This is a genomic window from Lactiplantibacillus daoliensis, assembly GCF_005405005.1.
GTDB lineage: Bacteria > Bacillota > Bacilli > Lactobacillales > Lactobacillaceae > Lactiplantibacillus > Lactiplantibacillus daoliensis.
In genome coordinates this window covers 158,841-176,798 of the sequence record NZ_BJDH01000005.1, presented here as the reverse complement: position 1 = coordinate 176,798, position 17,958 = coordinate 158,841, and the positions used below count along the sequence as shown (strand labels likewise).

At 45.2% G+C, this 17,958-nt stretch carries 18 protein-coding genes; 1 reads left to right on the top strand and 17 read right to left on the bottom strand.

The genetic code is table 11. From position 1 onward, the window contains the following. Positions 1-14: 14 nt before the first annotated feature. The 6 genes from rsmB to gmk all read right to left on the bottom strand — a co-directional run bounded on the left by rsmB (position 15) and on the right by gmk (position 7,025). Positions 15-1,358, bottom strand: coding sequence for a 16S rRNA (cytosine(967)-C(5))-methyltransferase RsmB (rsmB, locus tag FFM64_RS08075; protein WP_137607497.1), 1,344 nt, complete (start codon positions 1,356-1,358; stop codon positions 15-17). After that, a complete protein-coding gene (fmt, locus tag FFM64_RS08070; protein WP_137607496.1) occupies positions 1,355-2,302 on the bottom strand; it encodes a methionyl-tRNA formyltransferase in 948 nt (315 codons plus the stop codon). Before fmt ends, rsmB begins: the two co-directional genes overlap by 4 nt. 20 nt (positions 2,303-2,322) lie before the next feature. After that, the gene (gene priA / locus FFM64_RS08065; protein WP_137607495.1) at positions 2,323-4,740 is read right to left on the bottom strand and encodes a primosomal protein N'; all 2,418 of its coding nucleotides are present in this window, start codon (positions 4,738-4,740) and stop codon (positions 2,323-2,325) included. Between the two features lie 15 nt (positions 4,741-4,755). Next, positions 4,756-5,982: a bifunctional phosphopantothenoylcysteine decarboxylase/phosphopantothenate--cysteine ligase CoaBC gene (gene coaBC, locus FFM64_RS08060; protein WP_137607494.1), complete on the bottom strand. Its 1,227-nt coding sequence runs from the start codon at positions 5,980-5,982 to the stop codon at positions 4,756-4,758. Positions 5,983-6,195: 213 nt separating this feature from the next. Beyond that, complete coding sequence (rpoZ, locus tag FFM64_RS08055) at positions 6,196-6,408, bottom strand: DNA-directed RNA polymerase subunit omega (protein ID WP_137607493.1); 213 nt, start codon at positions 6,406-6,408, stop codon at positions 6,196-6,198. Further along, positions 6,405-7,025, bottom strand: a complete 621-nt coding sequence (gene gmk / locus FFM64_RS08050) for a guanylate kinase (protein WP_137607492.1) — start codon at positions 7,023-7,025, stop codon at positions 6,405-6,407. The genes rpoZ and gmk overlap by 4 nt, the downstream gene beginning before the upstream one ends. A gap of 200 nt (positions 7,026-7,225) precedes the next feature. Between gmk and FFM64_RS08045 the strand changes: the two genes are divergently transcribed. Further along, positions 7,226-7,561 (top strand): hypothetical protein, encoded by a 336-nt coding sequence (locus tag FFM64_RS08045; RefSeq protein ID WP_137607491.1) that lies wholly within the window; start codon positions 7,226-7,228, stop codon positions 7,559-7,561. Positions 7,562-7,723: 162 nt separating this feature from the next. Here FFM64_RS08045 and FFM64_RS08040 read toward each other — a convergent pair whose 3' ends face one another. The 11 genes from FFM64_RS08040 to FFM64_RS07990 form a co-directional block, all read right to left on the bottom strand. Continuing rightward, positions 7,724-8,383, bottom strand: coding sequence for an ABC transporter permease (locus FFM64_RS08040; protein ID WP_137607490.1), 660 nt, complete (start codon positions 8,381-8,383; stop codon positions 7,724-7,726). Beyond that, on the bottom strand, positions 8,383-9,318 hold the full coding sequence (locus FFM64_RS08035; RefSeq protein ID WP_137607489.1) for an osmoprotectant ABC transporter substrate-binding protein: 936 nt from the start codon (positions 9,316-9,318) through the stop codon (positions 8,383-8,385). Before FFM64_RS08035 ends, FFM64_RS08040 begins: the two co-directional genes overlap by 1 nt. A gap of 13 nt (positions 9,319-9,331) precedes the next feature. Beyond that, complete coding sequence (locus FFM64_RS08030) at positions 9,332-9,961, bottom strand: ABC transporter permease (protein WP_137607488.1); 630 nt, start codon at positions 9,959-9,961, stop codon at positions 9,332-9,334. Continuing rightward, the gene (locus FFM64_RS08025) at positions 9,958-11,166 is read right to left on the bottom strand and encodes a betaine/proline/choline family ABC transporter ATP-binding protein (protein WP_223876934.1); all 1,209 of its coding nucleotides are present in this window, start codon (positions 11,164-11,166) and stop codon (positions 9,958-9,960) included. Before FFM64_RS08025 ends, FFM64_RS08030 begins: the two co-directional genes overlap by 4 nt. A gap of 223 nt (positions 11,167-11,389) precedes the next feature. After that, the gene (recN, locus tag FFM64_RS08020; RefSeq protein WP_137607487.1) at positions 11,390-13,081 is read right to left on the bottom strand and encodes a DNA repair protein RecN; all 1,692 of its coding nucleotides are present in this window, start codon (positions 13,079-13,081) and stop codon (positions 11,390-11,392) included. 61 nt (positions 13,082-13,142) lie between these two features. Next, positions 13,143-13,601: an arginine repressor gene (locus tag FFM64_RS08015; protein ID WP_137607486.1), complete on the bottom strand. Its 459-nt coding sequence runs from the start codon at positions 13,599-13,601 to the stop codon at positions 13,143-13,145. 85 nt (positions 13,602-13,686) lie between these two features. Next, positions 13,687-14,502: a TlyA family RNA methyltransferase gene (locus tag FFM64_RS08010; RefSeq protein ID WP_137607485.1), complete on the bottom strand. Its 816-nt coding sequence runs from the start codon at positions 14,500-14,502 to the stop codon at positions 13,687-13,689. A 13-nt stretch (positions 14,503-14,515) separates the two neighbouring features. Next, positions 14,516-15,406 (bottom strand): polyprenyl synthetase family protein, encoded by an 891-nt coding sequence (locus FFM64_RS08005; protein WP_137607484.1) that lies wholly within the window; start codon positions 15,404-15,406, stop codon positions 14,516-14,518. Further along, positions 15,399-15,638, bottom strand: a complete 240-nt coding sequence (locus FFM64_RS08000) for an exodeoxyribonuclease VII small subunit (protein WP_137607483.1) — start codon at positions 15,636-15,638, stop codon at positions 15,399-15,401. The genes FFM64_RS08005 and FFM64_RS08000 overlap by 8 nt, the downstream gene beginning before the upstream one ends. Beyond that, entirely contained in the window at positions 15,631-16,983 is a 1,353-nt protein-coding gene (xseA, locus tag FFM64_RS07995) for an exodeoxyribonuclease VII large subunit (RefSeq protein ID WP_137607482.1), read from the bottom strand. Before xseA ends, FFM64_RS08000 begins: the two co-directional genes overlap by 8 nt. Continuing rightward, complete coding sequence (locus FFM64_RS07990) at positions 16,976-17,836, bottom strand: bifunctional 5,10-methylenetetrahydrofolate dehydrogenase/5,10-methenyltetrahydrofolate cyclohydrolase (RefSeq protein WP_137607481.1); 861 nt, start codon at positions 17,834-17,836, stop codon at positions 16,976-16,978. The genes xseA and FFM64_RS07990 overlap by 8 nt, the downstream gene beginning before the upstream one ends. Positions 17,837-17,958: the final 122 nt, after the last annotated feature.

Sequence of the window (17,958 nt, the reverse complement as noted above, 5' to 3'; positions counted from 1 at the left end):
TCACCACTCCACTGTTATTTTTTTCGTAAACAAGCAATGAAAAAGCCATCTGAAAGGTAATCGTCTGGATAGATCGACAAAGTGTCACTCTCCCGGTCCGCTTTTAAGCCCAGCTCAGTTGGTGTCTTGATCAAGTCAAAATCAGGATGAGCCGCTAAAAATTGCGCAATCACGTCCTGATTTTCTTGTTTTAGAATCGTACAAGTGCTATACGTCATGATACCACCTTTTTTTAAGGTTGGTGCGACGGCGTCTAAAATCTCAAGTTGGATTCGTTGCAAGTTTAAACTATCTGAAAGTTGTTTTTCGTAACGGATTTCAGGCTTCCGGCGAATGAGTCCTAAACCGGAACAAGGGGCATCTACTAAGATCCGGTCAAAGTGCTCATCCTTAAATTCTGTGCCGACTTTACGGGCATCCAATTCGGTTGCTGCCACTCGATCGGCCACGTGCATCCGCGCGGCATTTTCGCCAATCAACTTCACTTTGTTCGCATGAATATCTAAGGCAATGACTTCCCCACCAACATCTGAGTCTAAAGCCGCAGCAATCTGCGTGGTCTTACCGCCAGGCGCTGCACAGGCATCCAAGACGCGATCACCCGGTTGTGGATCTAAGGCTGGGACGACCAATTGCGCACTTTCATCTTGAATCGTAAACATCCCATACTTCATGGCATCCGTCGTGATGGCTTGCCCGTCCGTAATGATCAAACCAATCGGTGAAATTTCGCTAAAGTCAACGGTCAGATCCTCATTAGTCAATGCCGCCGTCACGTCCTCGACATCAGAAACGGCCGTATTAACTCGTAAGGATTGCTTAGCTGGCTGATTTAAAGAAGCAATAATTTGTTGCATCTTGTCGGCACCCAACTGATCACGCAATTCATTAATCAACCAAACTGGCATGCTATATGTGATACTCAAGCGTTCATCAGGATCAGTAATGGCGTCAAAGTCTGGCAAACCACTGCGATCCATTTCATGTAAGACCCCCGTCACAAAGCGGCGAATCCCAGGATGACCTTTAACTTTAGCAATTTCAATCGTTTCGTTAAAGACGGCCCGTTTAGGAATTTTATCCAAGTATTGCCATTGATATAACGCCGTCAACAGTAATTCGTTCACCCAGGGATCTAATTGATGCGGATGACGAACGAATGGTTTCAGCCAATATTCCAATGTCAAACGATGTTGAATCACACCGTAGACGATATTCGTCAACAAATTAATATCACGCCGATCCAGTATGTGTTGATTGATCAACTGATTTAATTGTAGATTTGAATAGGCACCATTTTTAATTTTGGCTAAGGCCGAGACGGCTAACCAACGGGGACTGTTTCCAACTTCGCTCATTTTGTAATGACCTGCTCTCCAGTATTGAATTTATCAGCTGCACCATTCAGAAAATCTGTAATGGTCATCTTAGGCTTACCAGCTGGTTGAATCGTATTGACTGCTAACGCGGTTTGCTGACCAGCTGCCAGCACTAATTCATGTTTCGTTTTACGAACAACTTGTCCCGGCGCCTGAGTAACCGTTTCGTCCAACGGCGTCACATCCCAGAACTTCGTCCGCTTGCCATCTAAAATCGCATAGGCAATTGGTGCTGGGCGGAGTCCACGGACTTTGTCATCAATTTGCGTCGCAGTTTGGTCAAAGTCCAGTTGTTCTTCTTCTGGTTTAATCGTTGGTGAAAAAGTCACTTGGTCTTCCGGCTGTGGTGTTGCTTGGATTTCGCCGGCAATCAACTTAGGCAGCGTCTCAAGCAACAAATCCCGTCCAAGGACACTCAACTTTTCAAACATCGTACCGGTGTCATCTTGGCCAGTAATTGGAATTGCGCGTTGTGCCAGCATATCGCCGGCATCCATCTTTTTGACCATATAAATGATCGTAATCCCGGTTTCCTTTTCGCCATTAATGATCGAATATTGAACCGGTGCACCACCACGATACTTCGGTAAGAGTGACCCATGCACGTTCACGGCGCCAATCTTGGCCGCCTTTAATAATTTGGTTGGTAAAAATTGACCAAATGCTGCGGTCACGATTAAATCGGGCTGTAAATCGATCACTTGCTGCATTTCCGGACTGCCACCAATTTTTTCTGGCTGCAAGACCAAAATATCGTGAGCGACAGCGACTTGTTTGACTGGCGAGGCCGTCAAAATATGCTTACGACCCACTTTGCGATCCGGTTGTGTCACGACGGCTAACACGTCATAGTTGTGTTCAATTAAACTGCTTAAAATGGGCGCCGAAAATTGGGGCGTCCCCATAAAAACGATCGATGTCATTCCTAAATTCCTCCAATAAGTTACATAAAATGCAACGGTTCCACGTCAATACCAATTTGTAAGCCTTGGCGTTGCTGGACCTGTGTCTCTTGTAATAAGGTCGTTAACGTGTTTTCTAGATTTGGTTCTTGTTTATATTTAATGACAATTTGATAATAATACCGCCGGTTCACGCGGGCAATTGGCTTGGGTGTTGGTCCTAAAATAATCGTGTTTGGCGTCAAACGTGGCTTTAACCATTGTAACAGTTGATACATCCGTTTGGCAGCCACCGCTTCATCTAAATCACTGGCCGTAATTTGCACTGTAAAGTAATACGGCGGATAGCCACCTTGATGACGCATCTGCATTTCATACTTGAAAAAACCTTCATAATCATGATGCTTGGCAAAACGAATCGCATAATGGTCCGGATTAAAGGTCTGAATATACACGTGACCAGTCTTCTCGGCCCGACCTGCGCGACCACTGACTTGCGTGAGCAGTTGGAAAGTCCGCTCACTCGCTCGAAAATCGGGTAATCCTAACGCCGTGTCGGCATTCAACACGCCGACCAGTGTGACATTTGGAAAATCGAGCCCCTTGGCAATCATTTGCGTGCCAATCAAAATATCTGCTTCACCACTACCGAATTGCGTTAATAGCTTGGCATGGGCACCCTTTTTACGGGTCGTATCATTATCCATCCGAATAATACGCGCATCCGGCATCAAATTTTGCAATTCTTCTTCAACTTTTTCTGTCCCAGTGCCGTAGTAGCGAATTTGACGGCTATGACAGTTCGGGCAGACCCGTGGAATGGCTTCTTCATGACCACAGTAGTGACACTTCATCGTATGCGTATCCATATGTAACGTCAATGAGATATCACAATTTGGACATTTCAGCACGAAACCACAGTCTCGACAGAGCACGAAGGATGAATAACCACGCCGATTTAACATTAACACACTTTGTTCATGACGATCTAACCGGTCTTGTAACGCAACCAATAACGCCCGTGAAAAATTACTCTCGGCGTGTTGCTGCATTTCCTGCTTCATGTCAATAATCGAAACTGCTGGTAACGGCCGATGATTAACCCGATCCGCCAAGACTAACCGCTGATAGACGCCTTTTTCCGCTCGTGCGCGTGTCTCTAACGACGGCGTTGCCGAGCCGAGGACGACCGGACACTGATGATATTGACTGCGCCACAGCGCCACTTGGCGGGCATGATAACGTGGGGCATCGTCTTGTTTATAGCTACTTTCATGTTCTTCATCCATGATAATCAGACCAAGATTATCCAGTGGTGCAAATACCGCCGAACGCGCCCCAACAACCACTTGGGCTTCATGCCGCCGAATTCGGCGCCATTCATCATACTTTTCACCACTGGATAAACCACTGTGTAATACCGCGACGGCTTTGCCGAAACGCCCCTTCACGCGCTGAACCATTTGTGGGGTCAGCGAAATTTCAGGGACAAGCATCAACGCAGTCTTACCTTGTGCTAGGGCTGCCGCAATGGATTGCAAATAAACTTCCGTCTTACCGCTACCAGTCACTCCTTCGAGTAAAAAAGTGGTCGTGGCTGGTTGATCCACGGCTGCCACAATCTGATCGACCGCCACTTGTTGTTCTGCATTTAAAGTCAAAGGGGTCGTCGGCTGAATATCTGCGGCGGCATAGGGATCACGATAAACTTCTACCGCGGTCTTCTCGAGCCAGCCTTTCTGTTCACCCGTACGAATCACCGCGTCACTGACGTCAAAACGTTGACTAAAGTCACGTTGAGTCATTGTTTCCCCATTAAGTGTCTGCAAACCATGCAACAAGGCTAACTGTTTAGCCGCTCCGGCACGCACGGTCGTTTCAGCTGTCACCAGCTCGGCAGAACTCAGTGCCGCTTTGATGGCAACTTGCGTTTTATGATGGGCTTGGTTTTTTACTTGATAATAAACCTCTACCTCACCGGCCGCCTGTAGTTGTAAAAGCTGACTGACAATTGCCGCAGTAGTCGCCACACTATCAAAATCGACACTGGTTTGACCATGAAAAATTTTTGCGGCAATCGCTGGGGTTGTCTGAGACGTTGGTCGCAATAACTTTTCATATTTCGCTCGCATCACTGCTGGTAACATGGTTTGAGCACAAGTTATTTGGAATGAAAAAGTACTAGCTGCCAACCAGGAAGTTAATTCTAAGGCTTCCGTGTTCAGCACTGGTGCGAGGTCAACCACCGCATCAATGGCTTTCAAATCACCACCGAAGGTCGTCACGTCGTCACACTTTAAAACAAAACCTTGCACGCGACGTTTGCCACGACCAAATGGCACAACGACACGCATTCCCGGTTTAACTTGGGATTGCCAAGCACTCGGAATCTGATAACTATAAGGTCGATTAGTCTGCATGGTCGGAACATCGACCAAAACTTGTGCAATTTGAGCCAAGTCAAACTTCCTTTCTTAAACTTTCTGCGTCGCACCTTGTGCAATTGCAGTTTCTAAAACTGTCCGCGCAATGGCTTTTTTGGCTAAAACACCGGTCGTAATCGGTGCAAAATTCTGACTTAACATCGTCACTTGATTCGTCTCTCCGTTAAAGCCAACACCGGGCTTTGAGACATCATTTGCCACTAACAAATCCAATTTTTTTGCGGTTAATTTGCGAGTTGCGTTGGCCAACAACTGCTGGGTTTCTGCCGCAAAGCCAATCACAAATTGATTGTGCTTTTGACCAGCTAATTTTTTCAAAATATCGGTCGTTTCCGTTAATTCGAGTGTCAGTCCATTAATCTCCGGTTGCTTTTTGATTTTTTGTGCCGCCATTTCAACCGGTCGATAATCTGAGACCGCTGCTGCCATCACTAAAATATCGGTCGCATCGAAAGCTTGTTCAACCTGAGTCAACATTTCTGCCGCAGAGGTCACTTGTACATAGTGCACTCCTTCAGGCGGTGTTAATGCTGTTTGTGCACTGATCAAAGTCACATTGGCACCCATTTCACGGGCCACTTGGGCAAGGGCATACCCCATCTTACCGGATGATCGGTTAGAAATATAACGTACTGGATCAAGCATCTCACGTGTGCCACCAGCCGTCACGAGGACTTTTTTTCCATGTAGTGGCAACTCAGTCGCGGTTGCAAGTAACTGAGACGTCAGCCAGGCCACGATTTCGGGTGGTTCTGGTAATCTGCCATGGCCTACATAACCTTCGGCTAACAGCCCCGTAGCTGGATCTAACACGGTCATGCCATCTGCAACAAGTTGCTTTAAATTACGGGTCGTCGCTGGATTCGCAAACATATGTGAATTCATGGCGGGAACCACGTACTTTGGCGCAGTCGTTGCTAAAATTGTCGTCGTAGCCACATCATCCGCGATACCAGTAGCCATTTTAGCAATCAGGTTAGCTGTTGCCGGCACGACCAACATTAGATCCGTCCAGTCAGCCAAAGCAACATGCACCACGTGTTCGGGGTCGGTCATCGCAAACTCATCCGTCGCAACTGGTTGTTGCGTTAGCGTCTGAAAGGTCAATGGCGTAATGAATTCAGTGGCATGAGCCGTCAGCGCCACCCGCACCTGGGCACCTTGATGCATTAATAATCGGATCACCGTTAAGGCCTTATAACTCGCAATGCCGCCACTAACCACGACAGTCACATGTCGATCCGTCCAAATACTCATTCGCTCACGTCCTCAATTTTTAATCGATTTAAACTTGCCTGGAGTCTTTTTTTAGTGCAACGTTGTCCAAACAAGTCATGAATAAGTTAATTGTATCAAGAATCAGAGTTTAGGTGAAGCTTGAAGGCCGCGTTAATCTACCCTACAAGTCAAAAAATGAGTCCGGGACTAAACCCCAGGCTCATTTCGTTGCAACAACTTATTTATTTCAGACTAATCTTTATCGGTTTCGTCAGGGTCAATCATTAAATCGCCGGCAGCGATTTCCTCTAAGGCCCGACCAATCGTTTTAACTGACTTGTATTCACTCAACATTGGCGTTGCACCAGCATCTAGCTCGTGAGCCCGTTTGCTGGCCAACATAATCAATGAGTAACGTGAATTAACTTGCTTTAATAAATCATCAACTGATGGATATAAGATCAAGATTCAGCATCTCCTAACATTTCTTCGTATTCTGGCATGACCCGTTTGACACTGTAACGTTCACTGCGAATAATCGCCTTGATTCGTTCAGCAGCCAATGGCACTTCATCATTGACGACGGCATAATCATAATTCCGCATCATCTTAATTTCGCCAACCGCTTTCGCCATTCGCTTATTGATGACCGCCATATCATCGGTACCACGACCAATGATGCGATGTTTCAGTTCCATTAGGTCTGGTGGTGTCAAAAAGATAAAGACACCATCGGGCATTTTTTCGCGAACTTGCATGGCACCGTTAACTTCAATCTCCAAAAAGACATCTTTGCCGGCTGCCAGTGATTGCTTAATATATTTTAAGGGCGTTCCATAGTAATTGTCAACATACTTGGCATATTCAAGCATACCGCCACTCTTGATTTCATCCTCGAATTCATCTTTGGAGACAAAATAGTAATCCTTTCCATCGACTTCACCCGGACGCATTTTCCGAGTCGTCATCGAGACTGAATATTGAAAATCGTTATCATCTGAGTCAAAGATTTCCTTACGGACGGTACCCTTGCCGACGCCCGAAGGACCTGATAAGACGATTAACATGCCTTGTTTCGCCATGATCGCAAATTCCCCTTATTAAATATGTTTTAAAGATTATTTTGCACTTTTTACGGCGTGATTGCAAGTTTTATCGCAGGCCAGCCATGGATTTTCATTAAAGTGCCATCGCTAATCTGATAATTTGCGAAAATATTGCTTGCATTTTAGAACGCTTGTTCGTATAATAAAAACACAAACAAATGTTCGAGGTGGCTATCATGCAAAACAAACAATCAAGTTTACAAATTGTTTCCAAAAGCTTACAAACTTCATATCGGCAGTTCATGGCTGATTTTACCAGCCCAGCCGAAGTCGTCGCACCGTTGTTGCCGCAGATGCCTGCCTTCCAATTAAACCTATTTTTGGAAAAAGCACAGACGAATCATTATCAGATTATGTTGCAAATGCAACCAAGTTTAACCGAAACTCGTCCCTATAACATTCATGGTATTCTTAAAACTTTGGCTTCTGGGCAGTTGGTCCTCGTAAATCGTCGCGAACATCTGACCCATTTAATTGATCCAGAACAAATTCGCTATTTAAAACGTGCCTAATCATCATTATTAACATGACTTGCATCAAAAGATGAAATCAAGGTTAATCAAACCTTGCAGATTGCCTTGGTGTTTTTGATGCAACTTAAAAAAGATTGATGTTACAGTTCAACCTGCTTCCCTGAATGAGCAATGTTGACGCCTGTAAATCAATCTTTTAGTTTACGCTTTTTTCTGAGTTGGATCAGCTTTTTTCTCGATCCAGCCTAAAACTAAATCGGAAATAATTGCCATTAAAGCCGTTGGTAATGCCCCAGCTAAGATAATGGCACCACCATCCGTTGCGTTAGTCCCACGAATAATGATATCACCTAATCCACCAGCACCAACGAAGGTCCCAATCGCAGTAATCCCAATTTCCAAGACCAAGGCATTCCGCAAGCCTGCCATAATCACTGATAAAGATAATGGTAACTCAACGATCCGTAACACTTGCCAACGAGTCATGCCCATCCCTTTACCTGAATCCAGCACACTTGGATCAACATTAAGCATCCCAGTATACGTATTCTTGATAATTGGTAATAAGGCATACAAGAAGACCGTAACGATAACCGTATTTACACCCAGTCCTAGGCCAATCATGATGATTGACAACATCGCGAGTGATGGCACCGTCTGGATCACATTGGCAATGGCAATTACGGTCGCACTTAACTTACTGTGATGCGCAATGAAAATCCCAATGGGAATCCCAATCACGGCGGCAAATAAGACCCCATAAATTGAAATCAAGAAGTGGCGGGAGAACTGGCTCAAAACATAAGCGCCATTTTGTTGATAATAATAAATCAACTGTTGCAACATATTCATATTAGCCATTATTTGCCACTCCCTTCAAAGTAATTATTTTTTTCGAGGAATTGTTTAGCAACCACTTCTGGTTCAACTAAGTTGTTATCCACCTGATAATTCAAGCTCTGCATCGTCTTCAAATCAATCTTACCATTCAAACGCGACAGAATCGGTTTGAGTTTAGGATGTGCGGCCAGGATTTTGTTTGTCGCAACAGCACTGGCATTGTATGGTGGGAAGAAGTGGCGATCATCCTTCAAAATCGTCAAATCGTAGCTCTTAATCCGACCATCGGTGGAATAACCGAGAATTGCATCCATCTTACCAGATTCCAACGCGTCATAAACTAACCCAATTTGCATTGGATAAGTCTTGCCGAAGGAATAGCCATAGAGTTTTTGAAAGGCATCGTAGCCGTCACCCTTACGCTCCAGCCAAGTTTGATCCAAACCAACTGTCAACTTTGAAGAGACTTTCTGCATGTCACTAACCGTCTTTAAATTATACTTTTTGGCCGTTTGTTTTGTGACCATAAAGGCATACGTATCCGCAAAGCCATAACTTGGGAAATAATGCATCCCATATTTCGAGTCGAATTGCCGCTTAACCAAAGCATCCGTCTTTTTGGTTTGACCACGTTGAACTTTTTCACCCAGGATGGTCGTTAAATCAGTCCCAGTAAAGCGAATCGAGGAAATATCAGCCTGGTCGTTCTTCAAAGCATTGAAGCTTACTGTCCCAGAGCCCAAATTATTAATAATCGTCGTATTTAAATTCGAATAATGCTGAATCATGTCTTGAATCATATAAGCCATGATTTGTTGTTCGGTCGTATTTTGGGATGCAATCCGAACGGTATCACTCGAAGTCCCAGATAGGCCGGGAAACCCACAACCTGCCAAGAGCAAGGCACTGGCAGCGGCGGCGATTAAACTGAGTAACCATTTCTTAAATTTTCGCATGTCGTTTCCCTCCTTACGCTTGAGTCGTTCGTGGGGTCACTGCAGCTTCCAGTTTCCCGAGTAACCAATCGACAATCAACGCCAGGATAATCACTGGAATCGACCCACCTAAAATTAAATCAGTCCGATACAAATTCAACCCATTGAAGATGAAATCCCCAAGACCACCGGCACCAATATAAGAGGCTAAGGCGGCCCATGCGATGACATAGGTTGCCGACAAACGAATTCCCGCCATAATGACTGGCGCCGCCATTGGTAACTCAACTTTAACGATTGATTGCCAACCAGTGAGGCCCATCCCTTTAGCGGCATCAATCAAAGCTGGATTCACATCTTCCATCCCCAAATAGGTATTCCGCAAAATTGGCAACAGCGAATAGATGAATAACGCGATGATGGCTGGAATTGCCCCAATCCCGAAGAACGGAATCATTAAGGCCAACAAAGCCATCGCCGGAATCGTTTGTAACATACTAGCAATCGCCATGACAAAGCCAGAAATTTTCTTGGTCCGTGTCAATAAAATGCCAAGTGGCACCGCGACAATAATCCCTAGTGCAAGCGCAATTGCCGAAATGTATAAGTGTTGCCAAGTTTTCAGTAATAATTGCGTGCCATAAGTTTGCAAGAACGTGATCATCCCTGATCACCGCCCTTAGCGTCAGTTTGCGAAGCCCCACTTACTGGTGTTTTGTCGGTGCCATGATGAATGTTATCAGACTCTTCATCTTCTTCTTCATCACCCCAGAGCGCATCGTAGACGATGTCGACCAAGGTTGCCCGAGTCACAATCCCGACCAACCGATGCTCGTCATCGACAACCGGAATATTCTTAAAGCCACGCTTCAAGATGCGTTCAACTGTATCACGAATTAATGAGTTAGATTGAACATAGAAAATATCGCGGTTCATTATGTCATCGACACTCGTGGCCGAATTAAAGTTATAATCCACATCTTCAATACCAATCATCCCTTTAAGGATATTGGCTTCATCAGTCACTAAGAGTGAATCGACCCGTTTTTCATGCATCAAACGTAAGGCATCAGTCAATGATTTGCCAGGCGTCGTTGAAATTGGGTTCTTCAACATCACTTGCCCAACAGTCGTAATACTTGGCCGGGCCTGAATCAAGCGATCCTTCCCAATCAAATTCTCAACAAATTCATTGGCGGGATGCCGTAAAATACCATCGGGCGTGTCAACTTGCATAATCTTACCGCCATCCATGACGACGATCCGAGTTGATAGCTTCAAAGCTTCATCCATATCATGGGTCACAAAGACGAAGGTCTTACCCAAACGTTCCTGCAAATCTTTGACCAAGTCTTGCAAAGCTTCCCGCGTGATTGGATCCAAGGCTCCAAATGGTTCGTCCATCAAAACTAAATCTTGATTGGCGGCCAAAGCCCGCACAACCCCAATCCGTTGTTGTTGCCCACCAGAAAGTTCGGAAGGATAACGATCTAAATAATCTTCAGGCAATTCAACCAATTTGATCATTTCTTTAGCCCGTTGGTTCATTTTTTCTTGTGGCCATTTCAACAATTTGGGCACTAACGTAATGTTGTCACGGATTGTCATATGCGGCATTAAGCCGATATTTTGAATGACGTAGCCGATTTTACGCCGCAACTTGACGGGATCCATCTTGCCAATATCTTCCCCGTTCAATTTAATTGTGCCGGAGGTCTGACTCAACATCCGATTAATCATCCGCATCGTAGTCGTTTTCCCGGAACCAGACGTCCCGATAAAACAGATAAATTCACCTTTTTCAATTTCTAGGTTAAAATCTTCGACCGCGACTTTGCCACCGGGATAAGTTTTGTTCAAATGTTCCATTGTCAGAAACAATCTTATCACTCCTATCTTTTTATTTTTCATAATTAATTTTCTAAAGCAGTACACGATAAATCATAACTTACCCAAGCCCCCAATTGCAAACAAGTCGAAGTCTCCCTATCGAGCATCTGCTTGGATAACTCTCCACAATCCCCTTGAGCGCACCGATTGCACAAAAAAGGTTTGACATAAATCGTCAAACCTTCCTGGGCCACTGATGGGCTTATTTTTTCTCTTCTCCGGCTAAACGTAATAGCTCTTCAGCATGCTCCAATGACAATTGTGTCACCTTTGTTCCGGCAAGCATCCGTGCCAATTCTTGCACCCGATCCGGTTGTGCGAGCTTAGCAACACTCGTCTTGGTTCGTTTACCAGTGATTTTCTTAGCAATAAAGTAATGATGATCCGCCATAGCCGCAACTTGTGGTAAATGAGTGATACAAAGGACTTGTGAAAAGGTTGCAATACCACTGATTTTTTCTGCAATTGCTTGTGCCACTCGACCACTGACCCCGGTATCCACTTCATCAAAGATAATACTCGTGATTCCCTGTGACTCTGAAAAAATGGTTTTCAAGGCCAACATCATCCGTGAAAGTTCCCCACCGGACGCAATCTTTGCCAATGGTCGCATCCGTTCGCCAGGATTTGTCTGGATATAAAATTCTACACTGTCTAAACCACTACGATAGATTTGTCCCTTAGTTGGCTTGAACCGTACTTCAAAAATAGCTTTATCCATATAGAGATCTTTGAGTTCTTGATGAATTTGGCGTTGTAAACTTTTCGCGCAAGACCGCCGCTTATCTGAGAGCGCCTGTCCGGTCTTCAGCAGCGCTGCTTTTTGTTCGGCAACACGTTGTGATAAGCCTTCACTATTTTCTTCAGAGTCCGTCATTTTGGCGAGTTCGGCAACAATCTTTTGATAATAATCCAAAATCTGTTGCTCAGAATCGCCATATTTACGTTTTAACTGCGCCAAGACATCAAGCCGTTGTTCAATTTCATCCAGCCGACCCTCGTCAAACTCTTGTAAATCCAACTGATTCGAAATTTGACCGGCAGCATCTTGTAACGCATAAAAGGCATTTTTGACGTTGACCGTAATGTCATTAAATGCAGAATCTAAATTGGCAATCGGTTCTAAGGCATTCATTACTTCGCCAACCACATCAACCGCACCCGGAGTTTCTTCTTCGGCGGTCAACAAATTGTAGCTTTGTTGCAAGGCTTGGTTAATGGTCTGATAGTTATCTAACCGATCCCGTTCGGCCGTCAATTCCGCCTCTTCGCCAACCTTAACTTGAGCGCCACTAATTTCCTCAACTTGAAAATTCAACATATCCAAGCGTTGGGCCCATTCTTTTTCGTTCGCATTTTTCTGGCGTAATTCTTGATTTAACTGTTGATATTCTTCATATTGTTGCGTGTAAGTTGCTTTTAATTTTTGAATCTTGTGAGCAGCAAATTCGTCCAATAACCCTAAATGTTTTTCAGGTTGCATTAACTCTTGATGTTCATTTTGACCGTGAATATCGACGATCGTTTCGCCAATCCGTTTCAGCGTCGTCGTATTGACCAACATCCCATTGATTCGACAAGTATTCCGGCCGCTCTTCGCAATCTCACGTTGTAAAATCACCGTGTTGTCCGCATGATCAATCCCCGCATCGTCAAGCATATGCGCGGTCACACCATCGGCTGGTAAAATGAACATGCCTTGCAAAACCGCTTTGTCCGCACCAGTTCGAATAAACTCCTGTGAGCCACGGCCACCTGCAAGTAAGCCAACCGCATCAATAATAATTGATTTACCGGCCCCGGTTTCCCCTGTTAAGACCGTCATCCCATTTTCAAAGGCGATGTCTAGTTGTTCAATAATCGCAAAATTCGTAATGGATAATTCTTGTAACACCGCGAATCCCTCCTAAAAAAATGGCCTGTCTCACTCATCGTGAACAGGCCCATGATAACCCTTAGTTATCGCTTAATAGTCGTTGAAGTGTTTGTTGTAATTCTAAGGTTGCATCCAGTGACTTGCAGATAATCAAAACAGTTGAATCGTCACCCAAAGTTCCAAAAACGTGCTCATAATGCATAGCTTCTACTAGTGAAGCCAGTGCTGGACCGTTACCGGGCAACACCTTGATCAGCACAAATTTATCCTGTGTCGCATACGAAACATACGCGTCTTTCAAAGTTCGCTTGAGCTTCTTTTCCGTGTCCATCTTTTTTTGGACTGGCATACTGTAATGATACCCACCCGTGGCCGAGGGAACTTTAACCAGTTGCATGTCCTTGATATCTCTAGAAATCGTGGCTTGCGTCACGTCAATATTTTCGGCACGTAATAAGCTGACAAAGTCTTCTTGTCGTTCAATCTCTTTTGAACTTAATAATCGTTTAATGTAGCGTTGGCGCTCTTGCTTTTTCAACCGATCACCCCCGGCGTATTAGTCAGTTCACTACCCACATAATAAGCTATTTTGCATAAATATGAAAGACTTCACGACAAAATAATTACTTATTCAATTGGTCGTAAGCTGCTTGTTGCGTCTTTTCAATGGATACGGTAGGTTTCACTTCAGCACTGCCGTCGGTTGCTTGTAAATGAACTAAAAATTCAATATTGCCTTCGCCGCCTTTAATTGGTGAATAATCGAGGCCAAGCACATTGTACCCCGCCGACTGAGCAAAATTAACAATATCCGTTAAAACCGACGTGTGCACCGCATGATCACGGACAATTCCATGTTTCCCGACGTTTTCCCGACCAGCTTCAAATTGTGGCTTGATCAGTGCGACCACTTCACCGCCGTTTTCAATAATGGCATGTAATGGTGGCAAAATTAAGTGTAAGGAAATAAAGGACACATCGATGGACGCGAAGCTGGGTTGGCCGCGTTTGAAATCTGCCAACTTACTGTAACGGAAGTTAGTGTGTTCCATGACTTCAACACGCGGATCTTGCCGTAACTTCCAGACCAGCTGATTGCTGCCGACATCCAGGGCATAGCTCATCTGGGCACCATTTTGTAACATCACATCTGTAAAACCGCCAGTTGAAGAACCAATATCTAGCACAATCCGGTCGGTCACATCAATGTTAAAACTTTTGAGTGCCTTTTCGAGCTTCAAGCCCCCACGTGAAACGTAGGGCATTGGTTTGCCTTTCAAATGCAACTCAGTGGTCACCGGAATTTTCACACCAGGTTTATCTAACCGCTCTTCGTTGACCCCTAAGATTTCACCGGCCATGACCGCCCGTTTCGCTTTTTCTCGGGTATCAAATAGGCCTTGTTGTACTAATAACACGTCAATCCGTTCTTTTTCCATCTAATTAAGTCCTCTAATTCGTAAAATACGTTAAAAACGATGCCAATAAATCTAAGTCGCGCTGACTGAGACGCTCGGCGCGATCAAGAGCGGTTTGCGCAGTGGTGATTGCTTGTTTCAAAGCATCTTCCGCGCCGGCTAACCCCAATAGACCCGGATAAGTATTCTTGTGCTCACCCGCATCTTTATGAGTCTCTTTACCGAGTTGCGCCGGCGTACTAGTCACATCCAGAATATCGTCATAGATCTGGAAAGCGAGTCCAAAGGCATCGCCAAAAGCTAATAAAGCCGTTCGAACGTCAGTTGGCAGTTCGGCCTGAATGGCACCGGATAACACTGCATAATGAATCAACGCACCTGTTTTCTCGCGATGTAATTGCTGTAGTGCCGGTAACGCTAAGTGTTGACCAACCCCTTGCACATCTGCAACTTGGCCAGCAACCATCCCTTGTGGACCAGCAGCTTGTGCCAAGCCCAAAGTCAATTGGGCCACTTGTTCGGCGGGCAATCCACTGTCGGCCAGCCACTGAAAGGCCAACGGCTGTAGTGCATCACCCGCTAAAATGGCAATATCTTCACCAAATTTAACGTGACTAGTCGGTTGGCCGCGCCGCAAGCCATCATTGTCCATGGCTGGTAAGTCATCATGGATCAACGAATAAGTATGCATGAGTTCCAACGCCACACTTGCGCGCAGATTAATCTCTGTAATCGGTTGCTCAAACGCGGTTAAGACGGCCAAACTGAGTAACGGCCGTAATCGCTTGCCACCCGCCAGTACAGAATAACGCATTGCCGCAGTTAAGCTTTCCCGGTCACTAACTGAACGCAAATTTTCATCCAAATAAGTGTTAATTCGCGGTTGCCATTGCTGTTCAAAGGCAGTTAGGGTTGACTTATTCATTAGAATCAGGAGCTTTAGCTTGTTCAAATGGGACCTCTGCCCCATTTTCATCCATCATCTTAGTTAGGGTCTTCTCGGCACCTTCCAAGGTCGTTTGTAATTGTTTGCTTAAGGTCACGCCCTTTTGGAATTGATCCAAAGCTTGTTCCAGCGGCACGTCGCCTTGTTCTAACTGGTTCACAATGGTTTCTAATTGGGTTAAGTTTGCTTCAAAAGTTGGTTGATCAGCCATTCATTTTTCCTCCATCAATTTTCGTAATCTGAGCTTGGGCTTCGCCATCCGCAAAATGGACCGCAACAGTCTGTTTCGGAGCAACCTGCTTAATCGACCGCACGATTTGATCATCGTGTGTCACAAACGCGTAGCCACGCCCCATAATCTTCAAGGGACTCAGCAAATCCAATGATTGGATCGTCCGCGTGAGTTGCTGTTCCTTAGTCGTTAAGACAAGCTGAACACCACGCTGTAAACGCTGTTGTAAGTTCGTCAACTGCGTCTGAGCTTGACGAACACGATGAATCGGTGTTTGTTGCCCTAAGCGTTGTGCTAAGCGTTGATACTGTTGCTGCGATTGTGCTAAGCGTTGTGTCCCTGCTTGTTGTAAACGCTCAGTTAAGAAATCTAATTTTTGAATATAGCCCTCATACAACCGATTGGGCTGCATGAAGACATAGGAAGTCGTCAACTTATTCAGTCGTTGGCGATCCCGTTGAACTAAATTTTGAAACGCATTAAAGACGCGTGTTCGATCCTGGTTGAGTTGCAGTAAAACATCATTAAAAACCGGCACTGCTAACTCAGCGGCCGCAGTTGGCGTCGCAGCACGAACGTCTGCGACCAAATCAGCAATTGTGGTATCCGTTTCATGACCCACCGAAGAAATAACCGGTAACTGACTCGCCGCAATCGCGCGCGCCACAACTTCTTCATTAAATGGCCATAAGTCTTCAATCGAGCCACCACCACGACCAATAATCAACGTATCAAAGTTGCCAGCTGCATTAGCGCGTTCAATCTGCTGGGCAATCTCTGGTGCCGCCGCATCACCTTGAACCTGTGCTGGATAAAGCACGATTTGCGCAATCGGGTAACGCCGTCGGACTGTCGTAATAATATCGCGGATCACTGCACCCGATTGACTCGTTACCACCGCAATCCGTTTTGGAAAACGCGGTAATGGCTGTTTGGGAGCACTAAAGAGGCCTTCTGTTGCTAACTTCTTCTTGAGTTGTTCATAAGCTTGATAAAGTGCCCCGACGCCATCAGGTTCCATACGTTCGATATAAATTTGGTAATTGCCACTCGCTTCATAAAGCCCAATACGGCCGACCACGAGCACCTTCATCCCAACTTCGGGTTGAAATTTGACCTTTTCAAACGCCGACCGAAACATAATTGCCGCAATCTTAGCCTGATCGTCTTTTAAACTAAAGTATTGATGCGTATGTGGACGTGGACGGTAATTGGAAATTTCACCCGTCAAATAAACCTTACCCAAGTATGGATCAACATCAAATTTACGTTTAATGTATTGCGTTAGTGCAGAAACTGTCAAATACTGCTGACTGTCACTCACCTAAATCACTCCATTTTGCTAATTCTACCGTTGTTTGCATCAAAGTTGCGATGGTCATTGGACCAACACCACCGGGCACCGGCGTAATTGCCCCAGCAATCCCTTGAGCAGAATCGAAATCGACGTCACCGACTAATTTACCATTAGCGTCACGATCCATACCGACATCAATCACAGTCGCACCGGGCTTCAAATCTGCACCAGTAATCAGGTGCGCAATCCCCGTCGCCACCACTAAAATATCGGCAGTGCGGGCAACCGCTTTGAGATCCTTCGTCCGACTATGGGCAATCGTGACGGTAGCATTGGCATTCGTCAAGAGTGCTGCCATCGGTTTACCCACAATGGTGCTCCGGCCAATCACGACTGCAGTCTTCCCAGCCGGGTCAATATCATAGGCTGCCAACATGGTCATAATTCCCCGTGGGGTATTGGCAACCGGATAGTGACCAGGAAAATTGGTCAACAGCTTACCAATATTCGTTGGATGGAACCCATCAACGTCTTTTCTAGGATCAATGGCCAATGTGATCAATGGTTCGTTAATTTGTTTTGGCAATGGTGACTGCACTAAGATTCCGTGAATACTTGGATCCACATTATATTCAGCAATGATTGATAGTAATTCGGCCTGTGTCGTCGTCTCGGGTAATTCCCGAACAATCGAATGCATGCCTAGTTTTTCAGCTTTGCGATTCTTATTACGCACATAGATTTGACTGGCTGGATCTGCCCCCACAATAATGACCACAATTCCAGGTTGAATACCCCGTTCAACTAATTTAGCAACTTCGACTTGCGTTGCTTGATTAACTTTTTTCGCTACGGCTTTACCATCAATAAGTGTTGTCACACATGCCACGCTCCTTTGGTTTGTCTTTTTTTATTTTAGCATATTCCAGCTACGATTATATAGCGGCTTAACCAAGAGTTATTAAAAAAAGCCTGGCAATTTGCCAGGCTCTCAGATTGAAC